Source organism: Butyrivibrio sp. NC2007 (assembly GCF_000421405.1).
Taxonomy (GTDB): Bacteria; Bacillota; Clostridia; order Lachnospirales; family Lachnospiraceae; genus Butyrivibrio.
Map to the genome: position 1 here is coordinate 1 of NZ_ATWY01000008.1, position 22,456 is coordinate 22,456.

The following is a 22,456-nucleotide window of genomic DNA, read 5'->3' on the forward strand; positions in this document are numbered from 1 at the left end:
CAGTCCTTTAAAAGGGATGGCTTTCTAACGCCATCCCTGTCGTATTCAATAAGGATACCCAGAACTATTTCTCTGATATTTGCCATGTTTTTCTCCAAGTACTTATATATATTCAATTATCTGATGTATTATGGAATTTTGTCAAACATGAGTCACCGGGGACGTTTCACTTTGACTCATTTTGAGTCAATGGGGACGGTTCACTTTGACTCATTTTGAGTCAATGGGGACGTTTCACTTTGTCTCATTTTGAGTCAATGGGGACGGTTCACTTTGTCTCATTTTGAGTCAATGGGGACGGTTCTCTTTGACTCCTTTTTAAGTCAGGAGGACGGTTCTTTTGACTTATTTTTATGTGCGGGGAATTATGGGACGGAAAGTGCATCACAAAACCTTCTATAAAGTTATGTTGGTTGGAGCTTGTTTTTGAAATGCATCACAAAAATAGCTATATAAAAAAATAGTTGGAAATTACAAGCTCTTTTCCAAGCCACAGATCAAAATAATTTGATTCCTAACGCTCATCCTACATCACAACACTTGGCCTACGGATGCCATGTGATGTAATTGTTTATGGAAGCCCAAAAATCTTTTTTGAACTTTCCAACTATTTTTCGTATAGGAGAAAATTGTGGGGTGGTCGAAATTACGTTTCCAACCATGGTTAAATTATCAGCCTGTTGTGATGCACTGTAACAGCGAAATCTCCCCCGGATAAACTAATTGTAATTATGTAGTTATCAGCATCTCCTTATCCTGCCCGCCTTAGTGACTGAGCGCTCATAAAAATACCGGAGTCAAGGGACAGTACGCTGGGCGCCGCTCTTTGGCGCCCGGGCAGCCCTTGGCTCCGGTATCTTTATGAGCAACTATCTATTGGCGGCGGGCCAATAAGCTAACCCCCGCAAAATTGTCAGTTTTTGAGTCAATTTGAAACGTCCCCAGTGTCTCAAAATGAGTCAAAGTGAAACGTCTCCAGTGTCTCATTTTGAGTCAATCTGAAACGTCCCCGGTGACTCAAACTGCTGTGTCTAAAGTGTTGATTTCCTCAGCCACCTTTTTCTTATTGAAGATAGGTGCGAAGATGAACAGAGTAAAGATCAGACTTCTGATCAGCATTATCGGAATCTGAGACCAGGTCAGGCTCTGGTTCTGAAGCACGTTAACATCTCCGCCTGTGAATATAACAACGTAATTATTATTGATAAAATGCATTATTGCTATAGCCCAGATATTCTGAGTCTTCATATATGCATAGCCAAAGAAAATTCCCATTGTTACACAGGTTATAATCTGTGTGACAAGAAGCTGCGGACCTGAAGTAGTTGAATAGAACATGAAATCAGCAGCTGTATGCCAGATTCCCCATACAACACCCACGAGAATAACACCAAGTCTAAGGCCAAACTTCTTTTGCATGATTGGCTGCAGGTAATAGCGCCAGCCGTACTCTTCACCAAGAAAAGCAATCATGGTTATTGGGAAATTCAGCATGATCATTACTGCACTAAACCAGTTCATGGGATTGAAGGTCATTGCATTTAATTCAGAAAAATCACCGATTCCCTCTCCTGCTGCTATGTTGGCCGAAAGCTGTGCAATATAGAATCTGCAAAAGAAAAGTACAACAAACACAAGGATCATCACTATACTAAGCAAAACATTCTTTCTGCAAAGTCCCGTATTCTCCCTCTTTTCTCTTCCACAAGCCCAGAATGCTATATAAGCAACAACACTTCCAATCAAAAGAATGTACTGACTGTACAGATTCCAGTTAGAGACCATTCCGGCGCCACTGTCAATCATCTGCTGTGGTGCAAAAGCAGATATTACTGCCATTATAACCATGATCGCTGATGTAACAAGAAACGCGATAAATCCAACCATCGGAAGTTTCTTTTCTTTCCTGTCAAATAACAGCATACCGATTATTACTCCGCAAGCCGGGTAAGTCATCATCGCATTGACAAAGGCCGTCAGGTCTTTGTCCCCCTTAAGTCCCAGGAACATAAATATGCTCATCAGCGCTGTCATACCAAAGGCTACAGCCAAAAAGACATACAACTTTTTTCTTTCATTAACACTCATCTTTTTATTCCTCCTTGAATATACAATTTACCACTCAAACCTTAAATTGTGTCCCCATACACTGATTTGAGCGGATTTTACACTCAATTTATACTAGCATAAAAAAAGAAGCCCGCGGCGGTTATTCCGCAGGCTTCACAAATTGTTCATCTTCTTCTGTTGTTAAGGAGCACGAGCCTTAAGAGCTGTACCACTGCAGATGCAGCACTTGCCACATAAGTCATGGCTGCTGCGCTTAAGACCTTCCTTGAAGAATCCACTTCTTCAGGTCCGAGTATTCCGTAATCTTCAAGCATCACCAACGCTCTGTGGGAAGCATTAAACTCCACGGGAAGCGTTACAACCTGGAACAGAACTGCCAGTGAGAACACCCAGATTCCGATGGTGATAAGAGGCGAAAAGCTCAGGAACAATCCAAGGATTATGATCGGTATTCCGGCCTTAGAGCCAATGTTCGCCGCAGGTAATATGGTCGACCTTATCTGCAACGGAACATATCCCGTGTGATGCTGAAGTACATGGCCGCATTCATGAGCAGCAACACCAACTGCAGCAACTGAATTTGAACCATAGGTAGCATCGGAGAGATTCACCGTTTTGGTTCTTGGGTCATAGTGGTCTGTTAAATTTCCCGGAACATGCTGTACTGCAACATCTGTAATCCCGTTTCTCCTGAGGATCTCCATGGCTGCCATAGCTCCGGTCATTCCACTCATACTGCGTATTCTGTTATATTTTTTATAAACTGATGAAACCCTTGCACTGGCTATCATACATACGATAGCCATTATTATTGTCAGGATATACATTGGATCTATGCCAAGTCCATATCCCATTCTTCCCATTCCGTAATACATAGTGATAAATCACCTCTTTTCAATTCAATAATTCATTACTTGAGAACAGTTCCGATCTCAAGCTTATTTCCCAACAGGAACGCCTTAACATCCATTCTCTTTTTGCCTTCAAGCTGAACTTCTGTAATCTGAAGATATCCATCACCTGTAAGGACAACAAACGAATCTTTTAAAACTGCAATGATGCTGCCATACGCTTTTGTACTTGCAATCTCTTTTGCCCTGGCTCCAGCCTCGGGACTCAGGCTATTGCAAAGTGCTCCGAAATCAACAGGAGAAAGAGCCTTCGCATGCCAGATCTTGAGCATCTTGCCTCCCAGATATGTAAAAGCTGAGGGCCATGGATTAAGGCCGCGTATAAGATTTCTGATACTCTCTGCATCCTCTGAGAAATCGATCCTTCCCATATCCTTGGAAAGCTTGCCACACTTGGTTGCAAGAGCTTCATCCTGCGGAATGGGAGTTATCTCACCCTTTTCAATCTTGGGAAGTGCCTCTACAATAAGCTCTCCGCCAAGCTTTGATAACTTGTCAAAAAGACTTCCTCCCGTCTCCTCTTCATCAATCTTGATTGTTCTCTGAAGAAGGATGTCCCCTGTATCCATTCCGGCTGCCATCTGCATGATGGTAACTCCGGTGGTCTTCTTACCATCAATGATTGCCTGCTGGATAGGCGCTGCGCCTCTGTACTCAGGAAGAATGGATGCATGAATGTTGACGCAGCCAAACCTTGGAATATCAAGGATCTCCTGTGAGAGGATCTGGCCAAAGGCAGCGACTACAAATATATCCGCATCAATTGTCTTAAGATACTCTACGTGTTCCGGCTGTTTGATCTTCACCGGCTGATAAACCGGAATGTTGTGCTCAAGGGCACATACCTTAACATCGCAGGGCTGCAGCTCTCCGCTTCTGCCCTTTGGCTTATCGGGTTGTGTCACAACCAAAACCACCTCATGTCCTGCTTCAATTATTTTTTCAAGGGCTGACCTGGCAAAATCAGGTGTTCCCATAAATACAATTTTCATATGCAAAATTCTCCTTTACGTCGGACTCAATTATATCACAAAAAGAAAGCCTTAGTCCCATTTCTGAAATGAGACCAAGACTCCTTATTATTGAACCGCTTCAATTGTCACAGATAATGTTCCGCCATCATAGGCATCATTTCCGTCTGGATCTATGGCGAACATGATAACATCGCCCTTTGATACTGTGAATTCTTCATAGAATTCTTTTACCACCTCATGATCAAAGTTGCCCTGAATATCACCGCCAATCCATCTCTTCTCTTCGCCGTTTAAGAATATTCGCATGCAAACTCCGTTGGCGTCAGCATCATCACTGTTGGCGTACTTGGTGTAGCTTCCATAAACCTTAACAGCTCCGTTCCTTGCTGCAACCCATCTGTAAGCTGCGTTCCTGCCATTGCCGGGTTCTACAAAATCAGCCTTAAGTTCAGGCTTTCCGTCACCTGCATATCTTCCGGCTTCGCTGTCAAAGTTAAGCTCCTCAAATCCGCTTCCGTTCCAGTCACACATTCCGTAGTACCAGCCATCTGACCCCTGCTCGCCAAAAGCATCCCGGAGATTTGTGTTATTGGTCCTGCCATCATCTTCCGAATCATCAGGCTCTTCATCAGGATCTTTTTCAGGATCATCTCCTGCGATTCCATCAGCGTCTTCAATGGTGACAGATAGCTTTCCGCCATCGTAGGAATCATTCCCGTCCGGATCGATCGCAAACATAAGAATATCTCCCTCATGAACCGTATACTGCTCATCAAAGCCCTTAACAGCTACGCCACTGAAGTTCCCCTGAATTTCGCCGCCGAGCCACTTCTTCTCTTCGCCGTTAATGAATATCCTCATGCAGACGCCGTTAGCTTCAGGATCCTCATCGTTGGCAAACTTGGTATACTCACCCTTAACCCTGATAGTGCCGGTCTGTGCAACTACCCACTGATAAGCTGCATTCCTGCCGTTTCCGGGTTCTACAAAATCAGCCTTGAGCTCAGGCTTTCCGTCATTGTAGTACCTGCCTGCTTCACTGTCGTATTCAAGCTCTTCGAAATTTGCACCGTTCCAGTCACACATTCCGTAGTACCAGCCGTCTGACCCCTGCTCACCGAAGGCATCATACAGATTAGTGTAGTTGGTCCTTGCCTCTTCTCCCTCCGGCTTCTGCTTTGCTTCATAAATGCTGACTGAGAGTCCTCCTGCGTCAAAAGAAATATTGCTTCCCGCATCGATAACGAACGAGAGCTTATCTCCTCTTTTAACATCAAGCTTGTCCATCATGAAGCTTACCTTGTTGTCATTGCCATCACCCGCAAATGCCTTGACGTCTACAGCCTTAAGTTCCTCGTCACCCAGGAAAATACTAAACTTTACTCCATCAGGATAATCCGGATTCTCATCATTATGTCCGAACTTGGTGTAATCCCCCAGCACATCGATCTGTCCGTCCTCATATACAACCCACTGGTAAATGGCCGCTTTCTTTTCACCGGGATGAACAAAGTCTTTTTTCATCTCAAGGCCGTTATTTGTCGGAGATACAAATGCAGTCTTGTCTTCGTTCATGTATGAAAGAACTCTTGCATTCCTTAAATCTGTTCCCTCCAGGAACCACCAGCCGTCTGCCCCCTGCTCGAAGTTCTCAAGCTTTCCGAGAACAGTCCTGTTTGACCTTACTTCATCACCAACCACAACCTTTTTAGCCTCGCAATCGGCGATGTCGATTTCCAGCCTTCCGCCGTCCCAGGCGTTGTTCCTGTTGCATCCTACATCAAAGGTTAAGATGTCTCCTTTCTTCACCTGGAGATTTTTAATATCTATGGTTTTAACATTGTCGTTACCTTCGCCCTTGTAGCAGCCGGCAACTGCATTATAGATATTAGTTTTATTCTTGTAGATATTAACAGTTACACCATCAGGCCATGAGGCGTTTGGATCATTATGTCCAAACTTTACATACTGCCCAGTCACATCGATATTTCCGTCAGCAGCTACTACCCATTTGTACATTGCATCGGCATTTAACCTTGGCTGAACAAAGTCTTTTTTAACCTCAAGTCCCTTTTGTTTTCTTGACACGAAACCGGAGTTATCAGTGGTCTTAACTGAGAGGACCTCAGCGCGATCTATGCTTCGTCCCTCAAGGTAATACCAGCCGTTGCTTCCCTGCTCGCCAAAGTCAAAGGCCAGGTTTGCACGGTTTTCACCGCTCTCATTGACCATCTTCATGGTCTTTAGTTCAGCGTCCTCGATCACAAAGGTGTAATTGCCTCCGTCGTAAGCAGTATTGGATCTTCCATCCACTAAAAGAGTGATCTTATCTCCTTTTCGTACATCAAGCCCCTCTACATTAAAATCCTTTGTAACAGTTCTGTCCGTAAGAGGATCAAAATCCTCGCGCTTTAGGACATCGCCGTTTTTGTAAAGATATACCGTAACGCCGTCAGGCCAGTCGGGATTTGCATCTTCATTCTTGAGCTTGGTATATGATGCCATAATATCGATTTTTCCATCCTGAGCTGCAACCCATTTCACGTTGGCTGATCTTCCCTTATTGGCAGGCATGATGTAGTCACGCTTTATCTCTATTCCGTCCTTTGTGGTGTACTTATCGCCATCCACAAACCTCTCCACATTAACTGCAAAGTCAGGATCCAGATAGTATCCCGACTGGAAGCACCAGCCGTTATTTCCCTGAGAGCCAAAGTCATCTACTGCAGAAGCATTGTTGGTGCGCACTCTGCCCCAGTCTATTACATTGCTTTCAGTCTGTCCCGTAAGAGGTGAAAGACCTTTTATCGAAAACTCAAATTTACCGGCATCGTAGGCATTGTTTTCTTTGCCGTTGACAACCATGGTGATGTAGTCATCCTTTGACACATCAATGGCCGGCACATCCAGCCTCTTCGTTACCTCTTTTTCAGTATCAGCTAAAAACTCCTCCTGACGCAGCACTTCCTCGTTGTGGTATAGAGTAACCCTTGTTCCATCTGGCCAGCCGGGATTCTTGTCTTCGTTCTTAAACTTGGTGTAAGAAGCATCTATCTTAATGGTTCCGTCCTGGGCTACCTTCCACTTGATAACGGCGGACTTGCCCTTTCCGGGGTTTACGAAATCTCTTTTGATCTCGAGATCTCTTTTATCCTTGTAGCGCTCCTCTCCCGGGTCATAACCTCTCATATTGTAGGCAACAAACGGTGCATCGCCCTTAGACTCCTGATAGAACCATCCGTTATCACCCTGCTGCCCAAAGTCAAACTTCACATCAGCAAAGTTCTGCCTGGTCTCGCTCTCATCGATCTCCACGTCCTCCTCTGTGACAGCCCCTGAAAGGTCAAAAATCGAGAACTCATAGTTTCCGGCATCATAGGCATTATTGGTCTTTCCGTTGATCACCATTGTTATGCAGTCATCTTTTTTGACAGGAAGTGCAGCCACATCAAGGCGCTTTGTCACTTCCTGCTTTCTGTCGGCAGCAAACTCCTCGCGCACCAGAACGGTATCGTTATGATAGAGCGTAACCCTTGTTCCATCGGGGTAGCCCGGATTCTTGTCCTCATTTTTAAACTTGGTGTAGGAAGCATCGATCTTAATGTTTCCGTCCCTGGCAACCTTCCACTTGATAACCGCAGACTTGCCTCTTCCGGGATTGACAAAGTCGTTTTTGATCTCCAGATAAGTGCTGTCAAAATATCTGTAATCCGCTTCCTCGAACCTGGCCATGTTAATGGCGCCAACCGGTTCGTCCTCAAATCCCTCCTGATAAAACCAGCCGTTCTCACCCTGCTTTCCAAAGTCATACTTTACATCTGCGTAGTTTTCTCTTGTATCATTTCCCTCGATGATCACATCGTTTTCAGTCTTAACATTCGACCTGTCAAAAATGGAAATATCAAAACTTCCGCCGTCGTAAGAAGCATTACCTCCGGCTTCCACCACGAAGTACAGCCTGTCCTTTGTGCTTAGAGAAACATTCTTTTCTCTGAAGGAAATCTCATTTGTTCCCTTGGCAGGAGCTGCAACTTTCCTGGAAAAGAGCTTTTGAGTGTTCTTATATACTGAAACCACAACGCCATCAGGCCAGTCTGGGTTTCCATCATTTTGCTCAAACTTGGTGTAAGTTCCCCTGATTTCAACAGCTCCGTCTGAGTATGGCTGCCAGCAAAGCATCGCTGCATCATTTATGGCCGGATGAATAAAGAACTGACTGATGGTAAGATTTGGCGAAGTGCAGTTCATGTATTCACCGTTTTTCTCAGTAGATACAAGCTTTGCATCAGTAACGCTCTTACCACACATATAAGTCCAGCCGTTGCTTCCCTGAACGCCGAAGTCATCTGCAAAGTATGCGTTGTTATCAATTCTCTTTCCGTCTCTTACAGCTTCCGGGCCCTTTGCATTAACATCTGAGATTGCCACATACAAAGATCCGCCGTCATAGGCATTATTCATGTTGGGATCAACAACAAAGTAAAGGCTCTCTAAATCTTCAACATGGATGTCCTTTAGCGCCTCTTCCACAACTTCTTCCCTGTCTGTCCTGGCATCAACGGAGTATCTTGCAATAGCCTCTTCCCCCTTGTAAACATAAAGCGTTACTCCGTCAGGGTAATTTGGATTCTTGTCATTGTTTACATTTTTTACATAGGCAAGTTCAATGTTAATATCACCGCTCTCAGCAGCCCTCCATTCAAGAATTGGTGAAGTTCCCTCTGCCGTATGAATGAAGTTTGATTTTATCTCAAGTCCGGTTTTTCCGGGCTGAAAGTATCTGTCGCCGTCAAAGTTTTCAACTCTCTTTGACTTAACGGGGTCCAAAGAAGAACCGTATCTGTAAAACCACCCGTTTTGTCCCTGCTCCCCGAAGTCTGCAACATTGAATGCATTGTTGGTCCTTTCCGGATCGTCCGTAAACTCCGGTTCAACATAGTTATCCGTATTAAAAGAGGCAGGCCATGCATTTGCAAGTGCCATTATTTCATCTTCGATATTTACGATCACTCTGCTTTCTTCTTTTGAAAACATCGCACATGCAGTTGCAGTAAAAGCCACCACACAGGCAAAAGCAACTCCGGATATTGTTTTATGACCTGCGATCATACCAAATACCTTTTTAAAAAAGTCCCCCATGATTACCTCCCTAAAAGACTGATCGTTTATTTATAAATCTTTATATCCTCAAAGCGCACCTTTGAACCGACCCCAAACACTCCAAAGTCCGAAGCCTGCGACAGATACATTCTTGCAGTAAATGCGATCTCATCATTTACATACATGCTCACAACACCGTCAGCTATCAGCATTGAAACATCCAATTCATCCTTATCACTGATGTCGTATGGCACATAGGACTGAGCCGTTCTCTCCATGATGTTGCTGCCGTTGTAAAAATCTATCCTGCCATTTGCTCCATCAAAGACAATGTTTAGTCGTCCCACACTCTCCTCATTGGTGTTAAAGCAAAATCCGAACATTCCGTCCTTATCAAAGTCCCTGATCGTGGTCTTAAATAAATAGCTTCCCGACAGCTCTTTAAATCCCGCCATCTCATACTTATCTCCGGCAAAAGAGATGCATCCATCCTCAAATTCACCCGACTCTGCCATCTTAACCGGCTGTATCTCAAGCTCATTTGATAAAAGAGCTTCCACCTCCGGATTAAGCACCGGACTAAGTGTTCCGTCTTCGTGCTGCATCAGAAGATGAGTTACCATGTTACCGCCCCAGTCATAGTCCTCTGAGTCTGTGTGGCTCTTTTTGGTTCCGTTCCAACCGACTATATAGAGCTTCTCGCCATCCGTCTCCATCCTTCCGGCATAAAAGCCGTTGCAATCAAATATGTCTCTCTCGGGAATCTTAAAAGGTCCGTCGAAATTATCTGCTATTCTGTAATGCACCAGCCTGTTGGGCCACTGATCTGAAAAAGACAGATACCATTTCCCCTTATACAAAAGAACCGATGGACACTCCAGGTTTGAATCCGTGCCCATATCATTTTCAAAAAAGACTCCGGCATCTTCCCAGCTCTTTAGATCTGTTGATGTATATCTTGCAATTACACCGATGTTGTCTTTCCTTGTAGCAACCAGCATTGAATAACAGTTCTTGGAATCTGTATAGAATACGTAAGGATCCCTGAAATCATTTTGAGAATAATTCTCGTTTGCATAGAGTGTATCCTCTGGTATCTTCTCCCAGTTCTCAAGGTCCGTACTGACAGCATGCATAACTGCTTCCTTGGGTTCAAACATATCGTTATGTCCTGTGTAGAAAGCGTGATACCTGCCGTCGCTTCCCTTTATCACACTTCCGGTTCCGAGGGCTATATCCTGAGCCTCCACATCATCCGCGTAGTTTATGACAACTCCCTTATCTTCATAGGCGGTAAAATCCTTTGTCCTTAAAAGCCCCCATGGGTGGTAGCCCTGCTTTCCGTCCCTTTGATCTGCCAGAAAGAAAACATTAAAGTTTCCGTCGTCATAAAAAGGCATCGTATCGCCGATAAGACCTTCGCTTGACGTAGGAAACAGCACATGATCTTCTATGCTCTCCCCTAGATACCTCTCATCTGATGCACTCTCCTCTGCTGCATTTGCTACTTCTTCAGTTCCGCATCCCAATAGGCAAGTTGCAACAATCCCCGCTATAATAAATGTCTTTATCTTTCTCATTGTTCCTCCTTTGGTGCTTTTGCACCATCTTTTGACAGCATTATAATACCATTATGTTTCATTTGTATCAATTAAAAAGTGCATTTGTCACACATTTTCGTGTAATACCACTTTTTATGCAGGTCTAATTTGTGCATTTTGCACATCTTGTAATCGGCGTAATGTTACATTTGACACATTACATCAATTCAAGGTATCATATTAAACAGTAAAGAAAGATATTGGGGGAATTATGGGAAACAGAGTAACACTGCAGGAAATAGCTGACGCCCTGGGAATGTCAAGAAACACAGTATCAAGAGCACTGAACAACTCAGGAAGTGTATCAGCCGATACCAGGAATAAGATATGCCAGATGGCTACTGCCATGGGCTATAAGCAGTTCACAACAATTGAATCCGCTCCGGTCCAGACGGGAAGCGCTTCTTTTGCAAATAAAGACAAGATGGAGATTGCGCTCTTTACGCACTCCTTTCCCGGAGCATCTCACTCCGGAACCAAGCTCCTTGAAGCCTTTCAGAACAAGATTGATTCTCTTGGCTACAAGCTTTCAATAAATATAATTAAGGACTACGAGATAGAAAATCTGTGCTTTCCGTCCAACATAAACCTCGATAACATCGCAGGAATTCTATGCATCGAGCTCTTTTCCATGGAATACAGCAGATTCCTGTGTTCGCAGAATATTCCTATCCTGTTCGTTGATACTCCTATTATGCAAAAGAGCTCTCTCATGGCTGATACACTCTACATGGAAAACCTCTCGAGTGTTTACCGCCTGATAAGCTCTCTGATCCATGCAGGAAAAAGAAATATCTCTTTTGTCGGAGACAGATTCCACTGTCAGTCATTTAATGAGAGATGGCAGGCTTACGTACTGGCACTTGCCGACAATGGTATCGCAGTAAGAACAGATCTGTGCATACTTGATGACGACTCAAGTCCCTATTTTGATCCGGATTTCATAGCAGAAAAGATCCGCTCCTTTAAGGCTCTTCCGGAGGTTTTCTTCTGTGCCAATGATTTCCTTGCAACCTCCACCATGAAGGCTCTTAAGCAGATGGGAAAGAACATACCGGGAGATGTTCTCGTTTGTGGCTTTGATAATTCACCTGAGGCAACCATAATTGAGCCAAACCTTACTACAGTTAAGATTCACAGCAGCTCCATGGGTTATACCGCTGCCGATCTCTTACTTGCCAGAATCGCAAATCCAAGCATGCCTTACAAAAAGACCTATATCGAAACAGATGTCATCTACAGACAATCGACAGGTTCCATAGAAAATGCGCAATAAAAAAAGAGACCTTTTGGTCTCTTTTTATTGCGACGTATTACTCCGCATTGTCCTCATATTCCTGTTCCTGCTGTGCCACGAGATCCTCGTTATCTACAAGATCTCCCTCTACCTTCTCAACATACATGTGACCGTCGAGATGATCGAGCTCATGACAGATGGCTCTTGCAAGGAGCTCCTCGCCCTCTATCTCATACTCATTGCCATCAAGGTCCATAGCTCTTGCTATTACATGATTGGGTCTGGTTACGATACCTGACTTGCCGGGAAGTGAAAGACATCCCTCGTATCCTGTCTGCTCTCCATCCTTCTCAACGATAACCGGATTGATCATTACAAGTGGCTGATCAGCTTCAGGTGATACATCAATTACAACTATTCTCTTAAGCACACCAACCTGTGGTGCTGCAAGTCCCACGCCGTTCGCTTCATACATGGTATCGAGCATATCCTCTACCAGCTCTCGAACTCTGGGTGTTATCTCTTTTACCTCCCTGCACTCCTTGGCAAGGACGTCGTCTCCATATTCTCTGATTTGTCTTAAAGCCATTTCCTACTCCTATATAAAAACTGATATTTTAATTTGATTGTACGTAACCTAATCATACGGTATGCATGGGGTCAAAGTCAAATTGAACGGTTATGGTCTTTAACTTGCCCATTGCCTCAAGCTCTTTTATATAGCCCTCAAGCATATCCTTGAGGCCGACTAAAACGTCATAGTCAGCGAGCTTAACATAGATGACTATCCTGTACACATCATTCACTTTGCCAATTGAGCCAAAAGCCGGTCCGATAAAGACCGCTCCCGGGACCTTTCGCTGCTCCATGACTGCACGGAGTCTGGTGGCAAACTGCATTCCTTCATCTTCATCCTTACTAAAGAGCTGAACGCAGAGCATATGCGATACCGGTGGATAGCGCAGCATCTTCCTGTAGGATATCTCCTCCTCGTAAAAAGAAGCATAATCCTGCCTTGATGCCGTCTGAATGCTGTAGTGCTCAGGCTGATAGCTCTGAATAACTACATTCCCCGGCCTTGTACCTCTTCCGGCTCTTCCCGCCGCCTGGGTAAGGAGCTGGAAGGTCCTCTCGCTGGCTCTGAAGTCACTGGCATAAAGAGACATATCCGCAGCCAAAATTCCCACCAGCGTAACATCCGGGAAGTCGTGTCCCTTTACGATCATCTGTGTTCCGACAAGGACATCAGCCTCTTTATTTGCAAATGATGAAAGGATCCGGTCAAAGCTTCCCTTGGTTCTGGTGGTGTCGGCATCCATTCTAAGGACACGGGCCTGTGGCCAGTACTTCTTAACCTCATCCTCAATCTGCTGGGTTCCAGCCCTGAAGGAGGAGACATATTTCGAGCCGCACTTGGGACAGATTCTTGGCCTTACTTCCTCATGTCCGCAGTAGTGACACACAAGCCTTCCGCCTCTGTGTTCGGACAAAGACACATCACAGTGAGGGCACTTAAAGACATGTCCACAGGCTCTGCAGGAAACAAAGCCCGCCAAGCCTCTTCTGTTGATAAAGAGCATCGCCTGCTCGCCCTTTGAGAGTCTGTCCGCCATAAGCTCCTGAAGCCTTAATGAGAAAATTGATCTGTTACCGGCTCTTAGTTCCTCTCTTAGGTCAGCTATCTCAACCTCCGGAAGTGTTCCTCCCGTAAGTCTTCTCTTCAGCTCAAAGAGATGATACTCCCCTGTAGTTGCCCTGTAATAGGACTCAAGGGAAGGGGTAGCTGAGCCCAGCACAACACAGGCCCCATCGGGAAGGAGCCTTGAAAGCTCTATTGCCGTCTCCCTTGCATGATATTTGGGAGCATTGTCGCTCTTGTAGGTCTGCTCATGCTCCTCGTCTATGATGATTATCCCCGTATTTGGAAACGGTGTGAAAAGAGCTGACCTCGGCCCTATGATAATATCGATATCATTCTGCCTTGCCCTCTCCATCTGGTCGAACTTCTCTCCCGGAGAAAGTGATGAATTCATTACGGAAACTCTATCTCCGAAGTGCCTGTAAAAGCGCATCAGTGTCTGGTAGGTCAGAGCTATCTCAGGAATCAGAACAATAGCCTGCTTCCCGCGCTTTATCATGTTATCAATAAGAGCAATGTAAACTTCAGTCTTGCCACTGCCCGTTATTCCATGGATCAGATAGGTATCTCTCTTGCCCTCATCGTAGTCTCTGCTAACAGTATCTACAATGTTCTGCTGCTCAGGGCTAAGCACCTTATCTTCATATCTTGTGGTAGTGCCGGCGATTGGATTTCTGAAATACTCCTCGCTGTCAATCCTGATGATTCCGGCTTCGCTCATGCTCTTAAGAGTCTGAGAGCTGACACCGAGCTTATCCGTAATCAGTTCATAAGGAATTCTCTCTCCGGCATTTTCTATAAGCTCTTTTAAAATCCTCTCTCTGGCCTTCTGCTTCTTGCTCATGCACTCATAATACGTCTCTTTCGCATCTTCCAAAGACGTGCGAAGTGACACGAACCTGTGCACCTGCCTCTTCATCTTCTTACCGGATGGAAGCACCGTCTTAAGAGCCGCATTCATGGTTCCGCCGTAGTTTCTCTTCATCCACGCTGCGAGCTTTATTGAAATATCATCAGCAGAAGTCATTTCACTTGATCTGCCAAGTATCTCCTTGATCTTGTCCGGATCCCAATTAGCCTTGTCAGTCAGCTCAATAACATAACCCTTTCGCTTCGTATCTCCCTTACCAAAGGGCACAACAACACAATCCCCGACCTGGATCTTACTCTTAAGGCCGTCCGGAACTCTATACTGAAAAAGCCTATCCACCTTCTCATGAGATATATCAATTATTATATTCGCGTATAATACTGAAGTATTTTCCATTCAATCCCCTACAAAAACCTTTCAGACTATTATACCACGCCCTAATCTAATCCCTTTGACACCCGCATCATAACGTAAATTATTTGAAGAAGGCTCCGCCTGGGGGCTCCCGGCCAATATATGTGAGCATTTTTGAGTTTGTCCTGTGGAGATGAGACCTATCAATCTCAAGTGCCTATGCACGCAGAGATTGATGTCCAGGGCTCATCGGAGCGCTTAGGACAACGAGAAAATGATCACATATATTGGCCGGGAGCCCCCAGGCGGAGCCAAACCAAATTCTTCTTATTTGCGCTCGTCAAGGATTTCCTGGATGAGTTCGCGCTCGTCCATGTGGTATTTGACGCCTTTGATCTCCTGATAGTCTTCGTGGCCCTTTCCGGCGAGGACAATGATGTCGCCCTGCTCGCCGTGGTCGATGGCGTAGGCTATGGCTTCCTTACGGTCTGTGATCTTGATATATTTGCCGTCTGTCTTCTTGATGCCAGTCTCGATATCGGCAATGATATCCAATGGCTCCTCAAAACGTGGGTTGTCAGATGTGATAATTGTAAAGTCCGCATATCTTCCTGAAACCTCGCCCATCTCAAAGCGGCGGAGCTTACTTCTGTTACCGCCACAGCCAAAGAGGCAGATAAGCCTGTTTGGACGATAGTCACGGAGTGTTGTCAAAAGACTCTTAAGAGCCATTGCATTGTGTGCATAGTCGATCATCAGAGTGAATTCATCTGAAACCTTCACCATCTCGATCCTGCCCTTAACCTTGGCACCCTTAAGCGCAGGTGCAATCTGCTCAGGGCTGCAGCCAAAGTGCCTTGCAACAGCTATTGCGCAGAGTGCGTTGTATACACTGAACTTGCCGGGATTTGTTATCTCTGCATGCATTTCGATAAGTCCTTCTGTGTCAAAGAATACACCGAGATTGCCGGGCTTTCTGATATATGCAAGATTGATGGCACGAATATCAACATCCTTGTTGAAGCCGTAAGTCTCGACCTCACAGGTATGTCCCTTTAAGATGTCATCTGTATGGATATCATCTCCGTTGCAGATACCAACCTTGCACTGTTTAAACAGAAGTCCCTTGCAGTGCATGTAATCCTCGAAGTCCTTGTGCTCATTGGGTCCTATATGGTCGGGCTCGATGTTGGTAAAGATTCCGATATCAAAGATAAATCCCTGACTTCTGTGAAGCATAAGTCCCTGGGAAGAAACCTCCATAACTACCGCATCACAGCCTGCCTCTACCATCTTAGCCATATATTCCTGAAGAGTGTATGACTCGGGAGTTGTATTCTCAGCATGAATGTGCTCATCGCCGATTATTACTTCAATTGTTCCGATAAGACCTACCTTGTAGCCTGCATTCTCAAGCATGCTCCTGATAAGATATGTGGTAGTGGTCTTACCCTTTGTTCCGGTTATACCGATGGTCTTAAGCTTGGAAGCCGGATGATCAAAATATGCTGCTGAAATAAATGCCATTGCATATCTGGTATCAGCAACTCTTATAACAGGAAGTTTGGAATCTTCAGGAAGCTCAACCTCTGCTTCTGCCACGATCGCAGCGGCCTTTTTCTCTGCTGCGTCTGCTGCACAGGAGTGTCCATCGAAGTTTGCACCCTTAATACAGATAAAAAGAGAACCCTCCTCTATCTTCCTGTTATCATTTATTACATTCTTGACCTCAATACTCTCTGCGTTTAATTCCACATCGCTGTTACCCGCAGTAATCCTGTATTCAAGCCCTTCCAGCAGTTTACTTAGCTTCATTTGTCGACCTCCAATATTTAATTTTTTTGTCACATTTTCGACACAAATGTGTATTATATTATTCTTATAGATGTGAACTAGCTCACATCTCCCCCTCATAAGAAACCGCAAACACACGCCCCTGCGTGTGTTTTTGTGGTTTATGGGGTATTTTTTGAATAATCACTCATGACCAGCTGAACGCTCTCTCTTCCCATATAGCTGTTAATATTCGGATAGAAAGCCGCCTTGATGGTCATGGTCTGTCCGGACTCTCCGGCATAGAGAGCTTCTACTCTTCCGGCTCCGTATTCATCCTCAAGGAACCGGTTAAAGTTTTCCAGATCTCCAAAATACATCATATCACAGGCTGTACCAGTTTCATCACAGACCCTGTATTTTCCGCAGTTTTTGTTCTTGCCCAAAATCCTTCCGGATAAGAGCCTTATATCCTTCTGGACAAATATTGGTTTCTCATTGCCGTTGCCAAAGGGTTCAAGCATCTCAAGCTCTTTTACAAAATCCATGTCTGCATATCTAAACGGAAGAACCATATCAACCTTAAGCACCGGCACAAAGTCCTCCTCAGAGAGTGTGCACTCATTATTAAGTCTGGTCCTCAGCTCATCAATATTCTCGACAGGAAGCGAAAGTCCCGCTGCCATCTTGTGTCCGCCAAACTTGGTAAAAAGCTCCTTGCAGGTGGAAAGAGCCTTAAACATATCGTAGCTCTCGATTGACCTTCCCGACCCCTTGGCGCCTTCCGCTCCATTGGTGAGAATGATGGTAGGCCTGTAATATTTCTCCTTGATCCTTCCTGCTATGATGCCGGCAATGGATTCCTGAACTTCAGGAAGATATACCACAAGAACCTTGGGAAGTTCTCCCTTTGCAGCTTCTTTCTCAATTTCTGAAACTGCCTCTTCCACTCCCTGAACTGTCAGAGTCTTGCGGGAGTCGTTCATATCCTTCAGATCTTGTGCCATTTTGGCAGCTTCATTGACATCTCTTTCAAGGAAAAGAGAAAGTGCACGGGATGCAAGATCAAGCCTTCCTGTAGCATTAAGACATGGTCCTATTACAAAGCCGTAATGAAATGCTGACATATTCCTGGCATCGAGACCATTAACGTTTATCAGCGCCTTAAGGCCTGCGTTTTCTGTATTCGAAATTCTCCTAAGGGACTCCTTGACAATGATCCTGTTCTCATCACGAAGCTCCATAACATCACAGACTGTGGCTATTCCGGCAAAAATGAGCATCTCGTCAAAGAAAGCCTTGACCTTCGGATCCTCTGCCTGTCCTGATATTCTCGCCATCATCTGAAGAAACTTGTATGCCACTACAGCTCCGCAGATTTCCTTAAATGAGCAGCTGCCATCCTTTCTCTTAGGATCTATGACTGCGTCTGCAGGAGGAAGAATCTCTTTTTCCCCATCAGAGCCATCTTCAAAAGGCACCTCATGGTGGTCCGTTACTACGACTGTCAGCCCCTCGTCCTTGGCATGTCTTATCTGTTCGTAAGCTGCAATTCCGTTATCACAGGTAATGATGGTATCTCTGCCATCGGCAATGGCAAGATCCACCAGCTTGATGCTAAGGCCGTATCCGTCCTTGACCCTGTCGGGAAGGACATAGTCCACATCTGCCCCAAAGAGCTCAAGGCCCTTGACCAGAATATATGAAGAGCATATTCCGTCTACATCATAGTCTCCTATAACCCTGATCCTGGCACCCTCTGAGATACGATCCAGCATGACCTTAGCGCCTCTGTCAATGTCAGCAAGCTCTGCCGGGTCATGGAGCATTGACGCATCCCCTGAAAGGTAGCTCTTTATCTCTTCGTCTGTAGTAAGTCCCCTATTGGTCAGAAGTCTGGCAGTTATCCTGCTGATACCGAATTTCTCGGCAATGGCATCAAAATCTGCCTTCTTCATCTTCACCATCCATTTTGACATATAAATACTCCCCAAATCCATACTAAAAGATGTCTATACCCTTGCAATAAATGCTCAAAAGGGTAAAAAAACACCGTTCATATTATTATAAACATGAACGGTGTCCTATTTTTATACCTTATTCAGCTTTTTTGCTTCCAATAAAGTTCTTAAAGCTTGTCTTGAGGTCATACCACATAGGTGATGCAACAAAGATTGATGAGTATGTACCACAGATTACGCCAACCATAAGAGGAAGAGCAAATGCCTTGATATCAGCTACACCGAAGATGTAAAGAGCAAATACTGTGAAGAATGTAGTTGCTGATGTGAAGAGGCTTCGAGTAACAGTCTGGGAAACACTGGTGTTAACCAGATCCTCAAGCTCCTTCCTGCCGGTAGCAAGATGCAGGTTCTCACGAATACGGTCGAAGGTAACGATGGTATCGTTGATGGAGTAACCGATGATTGTAAGTACTACTGCGATGAATGTGTTACCAACAGCAAGTCTTGTAAATGCGTAAGATACAATTACGATCAGTGCGTCATGTGCAAGAGCAATGATAGCTGCTGCGCCAAACTTGATATCCTTGAATCTGATCCAGATGTAGATAAGCATTGCTACTAAAGCGATAGCAAGAGCTACAATAGCATCTGTTCTCATCTCTGAACTGATAACACCACTGATGGTCTCAGCTGCGATGTTCTCAGGTGATACACCGTAATTAGTCTCAAGTGCCTGATCTACAGCCTCTCTCTGAGCAACTGTAAGAGTTGATGTCTTAAAGATAACCTGGTTTGTACCTGTTACAGTCTGGATAAGAACTTCATTGATTCCGGCTGCACTCTTGATGTCTTCCTTAACTCCTGACTCAAGTTCTGCAAGAGTGTACTCCTTGTCAAATGTAACAGTTGTTGATGTTCCACCTACAAAGTCAAGACTGTAGTTGAATGCACCCTTTCCTGCTGATGAGTTGATTGCCATAACGATGATTCCGGCAACGATGATTGCGCAGGAAATTCCGTAGAATATCTTTCTCTTTGCAATGAAGTCAAACTTCTTAATCTTCTTAGCCTTTCCGTAAAGAACAGGACTCTGAAGTCCGATTCCGTAAAGGATTGAAGTGATAAGTCTTGTAATTACAAGAGCTGTAAACATTGAAAGGATGATACCAAGAATAAGTGTCTCAGCAAATCCCTTGATGCTTCCTGTACCCTTCCATAACAATACGGCAGCAATGATAAGTGTTGTAATGTTACCGTCAAGGATTGATGAAAGAGCCTTGTTATATCCGTTCTTTCTCGCCTCATCAACAGCCTTACCGGAAGCGATCTCCTCCTTGATTCTGGAGAATACAAGAACGTTTGCGTCAACCGCCATACCGATTGAAAGGATGATACCTGCGATTCCGGGAAGTGTAAGTGTCATCTCAAATGCAGATAACAGGAACACCATAAGTCCTGAATAGAAAGCAAGTGCAAGTGTAGCTGATACACCGAGCAGTCTGAAGAATACGATCATGAAGATTGCAATAAGTGCAAATCCTACAGCTGCTGCTATAAGGCTGGTTCTGATAGCGTTGCTACCGAGCTGAGCGCCTACAACATTTGAACGAAGTTCGTTGAGCTGAAGCTTAAGTCCACCGATTCGGATCATTGAAGCAAGGTTATCTGCTGCCTCAAATGAACTCATTCCTGTGATAACAGCCTTACCGTCTGTAATAGCTGCCTGAACATTAGGAACACTGATGAACTGTCCGTCATAGTAAATACCGATGCTCTCACCATTTGCAAAAGCCTTGGTTGTTGCATCAGCAAATGCCTTTGTTCCGTTTTCTGTAAACTCAAGAGATACTACCGGCTCCTGTGCGCCATATGAGTCCTGCTGATATCCTGCCTGAGCAGCTGCAACATCCTCACCTGCAAGTACGATTGAACCGTCTGCCTTGAGCTCATCTATTGTCTTGTTAAGAACATATCCAAACACAGGGTTCTCATCCATTACGATGTTTCCGTCAGCATCATATGAAAAACCTGAGCTGTATGTGTAGTTCTCGTTACCATCCTTATCTGTCTGTGCTATAAAGTACAGATTACCGGGCTGTCCGAGTTCCTCAAGGATCTTGTTAGCATCTGATACACCCGGAATCTCGATGTTGATACGGTTTGCGCCTTCCTGGTAAACCTGAGATTCTGTGCTGTACTGCTGCACACGCTGCTGCAGCTTGTAGATGGTATCTGACATATCCTCTTTGGAAGGATTCTCCTCACCAACTACTTCGTAAGTGATGCTGACACCACCTGCGAGATCAAGTCCAAGATCAATACTGTCAAGTGATCCTGACTTGTCGGCGCCAAGTCCGTAAACTGCTGAGTATCCGAGTCCCCCAAGAAGTCCCAGGGCAAGGATAAGCGCCAATACATACTTTAACCTTTTCATGACTAATTATTCCTCCATTTAACCTTCTTCAGCTAATGCTGCTTTTATCATAATCGCACACTCGATGCGCTTTCTCTGAAGCTCACATCCGTGCTTATATGTCGTATTGATGTCACCGTTGAAATTATAAGCATTGGCAGCACAACCGCCGCTGCAATAATATCTTGCAAAACATTTCTCACACTCGGGTCTTGAGTATACGTTACTCTTTTTGAACATCTCGCGGATGTCGTCTCTCTTAATGCCCTCGAAGACATTTCCCATAATGAAGTCTTCATTGCCTACAAACTGATGGCATGGGTAGAGATCTCCCCAGGGAGTAACACCCAAATATTCGCATCCCGATCCGCAGCCTGAAAGTCTCTTGGCTACGCAAGGGCCGCCCTCAAGATCTATATTGAAGTGGAAGAAGTTAAAGCCTCTTCCCTCTTTACGTCTCTCTAAATAGAACTTTGCAAGCTTATCATACTCTTCACAGAGCTTTGGTATATCCTCGTCCTTAAGTGCGTACCAGTCCTCAGGCTTAGCAACAACAGGCTCTACAGAAATCTGCTTAAATCCAAGATCTGCCAGATGCTTAACATCCTCTGAGAAATCGAGGTTGTTGTGAGTAAAGGTACCTCTTACGAAGTAACGCAGCTGATGACGGGATTCTGCAACCTTCTTGAACTTGGGAACTATGTCATCGTAACATCCCTGTCCGCCTTTTCTGGGACGCATGAAGTCGTTTACTTCCTTGCGGCCGTCGATGGAAAGAACTATATTTCCCATCTCTTTGTTTACATAATCCAGGATCTCATCAGTAAGAAGGGTTCCGTTGGTGGTAATGGTAAATCTGAAGTTCTTGTCATGCTCCTTCTCAATGCTGCGACCGTATTCTACTATTTTCTTGACTACCTCCCAGTTCATGAGAGGCTCTCCGCCAAAGAAATCCACTTCAAGATTTCTTCTGTTTCCGGAATTCTTAATCAGGAAATCAAGGGCTGCCTTGCCGACTTCCTCGCTCATAAGAGCACGTCTTCCGTGGTACTCACCCTCATCCGCAAAGCAGTATTTGCATCTGAGGTTACAGTCGTGAGCGATATTAAGGCACAGTGCCTTAACAACGGTATCTCTCTCCTGGAAGTCCTCGACATAATTTTCATAAACATCATCGGTATAAAGAACTTCTGATGCCCTGAGCTCCAAGAGCTCTGAAATTGCCTCTCCGATATCCTCAGGTGAATACTTGCCGGATATCTCAGGCATGAGGATTATCTCATTAAAGAGCTTCTGGAAATCCTCATCTCCTTCCTTGTCCTCACCTTCGCGTGCAGCTGCTGTGCCGTAGTAGCTTATCAGCTTCTCCTCAACGATGGATACAAGGTCTAAAACAACGTCATCCACAACATGAACAGAGCCTGAATTCACGTCCAGGACTATGTTGTAGCCGTTGTTTGTGTACGCGTGAACCATAAAAATAAAAACTCCTAACTAAATAAAATCATATAACGCAAGAATAGGCAGCGACCGATTATTGGGTCGCTGC

Annotated in this window: 12 protein-coding genes; 1 reads left to right on the forward strand and 11 read right to left on the reverse strand. The window is 44.8% G+C overall.

Annotation, left to right across the window (positions count from 1 at the left end):
- Positions 1 to 1,017: 1,017 nt before the first annotated feature.
- From G632_RS0107815 to G632_RS0107835, 5 genes are all read right to left on the reverse strand, one after another.
- The gene (locus G632_RS0107815) at positions 1,018 to 2,088 is read right to left on the reverse strand and encodes a CPBP family intramembrane glutamic endopeptidase (protein WP_022768464.1); all 1,071 of its coding nucleotides are present in this window, start codon (positions 2,086 to 2,088) and stop codon (positions 1,018 to 1,020) included.
- Positions 2,089 to 2,234: 146 nt separating this feature from the next.
- Positions 2,235 to 2,945 carry a zinc metallopeptidase gene (locus G632_RS0107820; RefSeq protein WP_022768465.1) on the reverse strand — a complete coding sequence of 237 codons (711 nt, stop codon included), beginning with the start codon at positions 2,943 to 2,945 and terminating at the stop codon, positions 2,235 to 2,237.
- A 35-nt stretch (positions 2,946 to 2,980) separates the two neighbouring features.
- Entirely contained in the window at positions 2,981 to 3,973 is a 993-nt protein-coding gene (fmt, locus tag G632_RS0107825; RefSeq protein ID WP_022768466.1) for a methionyl-tRNA formyltransferase, read from the reverse strand.
- An 87-nt stretch (positions 3,974 to 4,060) separates the two neighbouring features.
- Complete coding sequence (locus tag G632_RS0107830) at positions 4,061 to 9,094, reverse strand: hypothetical protein (RefSeq protein ID WP_022768467.1); 5,034 nt, start codon at positions 9,092 to 9,094, stop codon at positions 4,061 to 4,063.
- Between the two features lie 26 nt (positions 9,095 to 9,120).
- Positions 9,121 to 10,635, reverse strand: coding sequence for a glycoside hydrolase family 32 protein (locus tag G632_RS0107835; RefSeq protein WP_022768468.1), 1,515 nt, complete (start codon positions 10,633 to 10,635; stop codon positions 9,121 to 9,123).
- A 232-nt stretch (positions 10,636 to 10,867) separates the two neighbouring features.
- On the opposite strand from G632_RS0107835, the gene G632_RS0107840 reads away from it, so the two are divergent.
- Positions 10,868 to 11,932, forward strand: coding sequence for a LacI family DNA-binding transcriptional regulator (locus tag G632_RS0107840; RefSeq protein WP_022768469.1), 1,065 nt, complete (start codon positions 10,868 to 10,870; stop codon positions 11,930 to 11,932).
- A 37-nt stretch (positions 11,933 to 11,969) separates the two neighbouring features.
- Here G632_RS0107840 and def read toward each other — a convergent pair whose 3' ends face one another.
- From def to scfB, 6 genes are all read right to left on the reverse strand, one after another.
- Positions 11,970 to 12,482, reverse strand: coding sequence for a peptide deformylase (gene def / locus G632_RS0107845; protein WP_022768470.1), 513 nt, complete (start codon positions 12,480 to 12,482; stop codon positions 11,970 to 11,972).
- Between the two features lie 52 nt (positions 12,483 to 12,534).
- Positions 12,535 to 14,799 carry a replication restart helicase PriA gene (gene priA, locus G632_RS0107850; protein WP_022768471.1) on the reverse strand — a complete coding sequence of 755 codons (2,265 nt, stop codon included), beginning with the start codon at positions 14,797 to 14,799 and terminating at the stop codon, positions 12,535 to 12,537.
- A 285-nt stretch (positions 14,800 to 15,084) separates the two neighbouring features.
- Positions 15,085 to 16,572: a UDP-N-acetylmuramoyl-L-alanyl-D-glutamate--2,6-diaminopimelate ligase gene (locus G632_RS0107855; RefSeq protein ID WP_022768472.1), complete on the reverse strand. Its 1,488-nt coding sequence runs from the start codon at positions 16,570 to 16,572 to the stop codon at positions 15,085 to 15,087.
- 140 nt (positions 16,573 to 16,712) lie between these two features.
- The gene (gene recJ / locus G632_RS0107860; protein ID WP_022768473.1) at positions 16,713 to 18,509 is read right to left on the reverse strand and encodes a single-stranded-DNA-specific exonuclease RecJ; all 1,797 of its coding nucleotides are present in this window, start codon (positions 18,507 to 18,509) and stop codon (positions 16,713 to 16,715) included.
- A 118-nt stretch (positions 18,510 to 18,627) separates the two neighbouring features.
- Positions 18,628 to 20,928, reverse strand: a complete 2,301-nt coding sequence (locus tag G632_RS0107865; protein ID WP_022768474.1) for a protein translocase subunit SecDF — start codon at positions 20,926 to 20,928, stop codon at positions 18,628 to 18,630.
- An 18-nt stretch (positions 20,929 to 20,946) separates the two neighbouring features.
- Positions 20,947 to 22,383 carry a thioether cross-link-forming SCIFF peptide maturase gene (scfB, locus tag G632_RS0107870; protein WP_022768475.1) on the reverse strand — a complete coding sequence of 479 codons (1,437 nt, stop codon included), beginning with the start codon at positions 22,381 to 22,383 and terminating at the stop codon, positions 20,947 to 20,949.
- Positions 22,384 to 22,456: the final 73 nt, after the last annotated feature.

Excerpts from the sequence above, each read along its gene's own strand:
- priA (WP_022768471.1), bottom strand. The coding sequence starts at position 14,799 with ATGGAAAATACTTCAGTATTATACGCGAATATAATAATTGATATATCT.
- fmt (WP_022768466.1), bottom strand. The coding sequence starts at position 3,973 with ATGAAAATTGTATTTATGGGAACACCTGATTTTGCCAGGTCAGCCCTT.
- def (WP_022768470.1), bottom strand. The coding sequence starts at position 12,482 with ATGGCTTTAAGACAAATCAGAGAATATGGAGACGACGTCCTTGCCAAG.
- G632_RS0107840 (WP_022768469.1), top strand. The coding sequence starts at position 10,868 with ATGGGAAACAGAGTAACACTGCAGGAAATAGCTGACGCCCTGGGAATG.
- G632_RS0107855 (WP_022768472.1), bottom strand. The coding sequence starts at position 16,572 with ATGAAGCTAAGTAAACTGCTGGAAGGGCTTGAATACAGGATTACTGCG.
- G632_RS0107815 (WP_022768464.1), bottom strand. The coding sequence starts at position 2,088 with ATGAGTGTTAATGAAAGAAAAAAGTTGTATGTCTTTTTGGCTGTAGCC.
- scfB (WP_022768475.1), bottom strand. The coding sequence starts at position 22,383 with ATGGTTCACGCGTACACAAACAACGGCTACAACATAGTCCTGGACGTG.
- G632_RS0107830 (WP_022768467.1), bottom strand. The coding sequence starts at position 9,094 with ATGGGGGACTTTTTTAAAAAGGTATTTGGTATGATCGCAGGTCATAAA.
- G632_RS0107865 (WP_022768474.1), bottom strand. The coding sequence starts at position 20,928 with ATGAAAAGGTTAAAGTATGTATTGGCGCTTATCCTTGCCCTGGGACTT.
- recJ (WP_022768473.1), bottom strand. The coding sequence starts at position 18,509 with ATGTCAAAATGGATGGTGAAGATGAAGAAGGCAGATTTTGATGCCATT.
- G632_RS0107835 (WP_022768468.1), bottom strand. The coding sequence starts at position 10,635 with ATGAGAAAGATAAAGACATTTATTATAGCGGGGATTGTTGCAACTTGC.
- G632_RS0107820 (WP_022768465.1), bottom strand. The coding sequence starts at position 2,945 with ATGTATTACGGAATGGGAAGAATGGGATATGGACTTGGCATAGATCCA.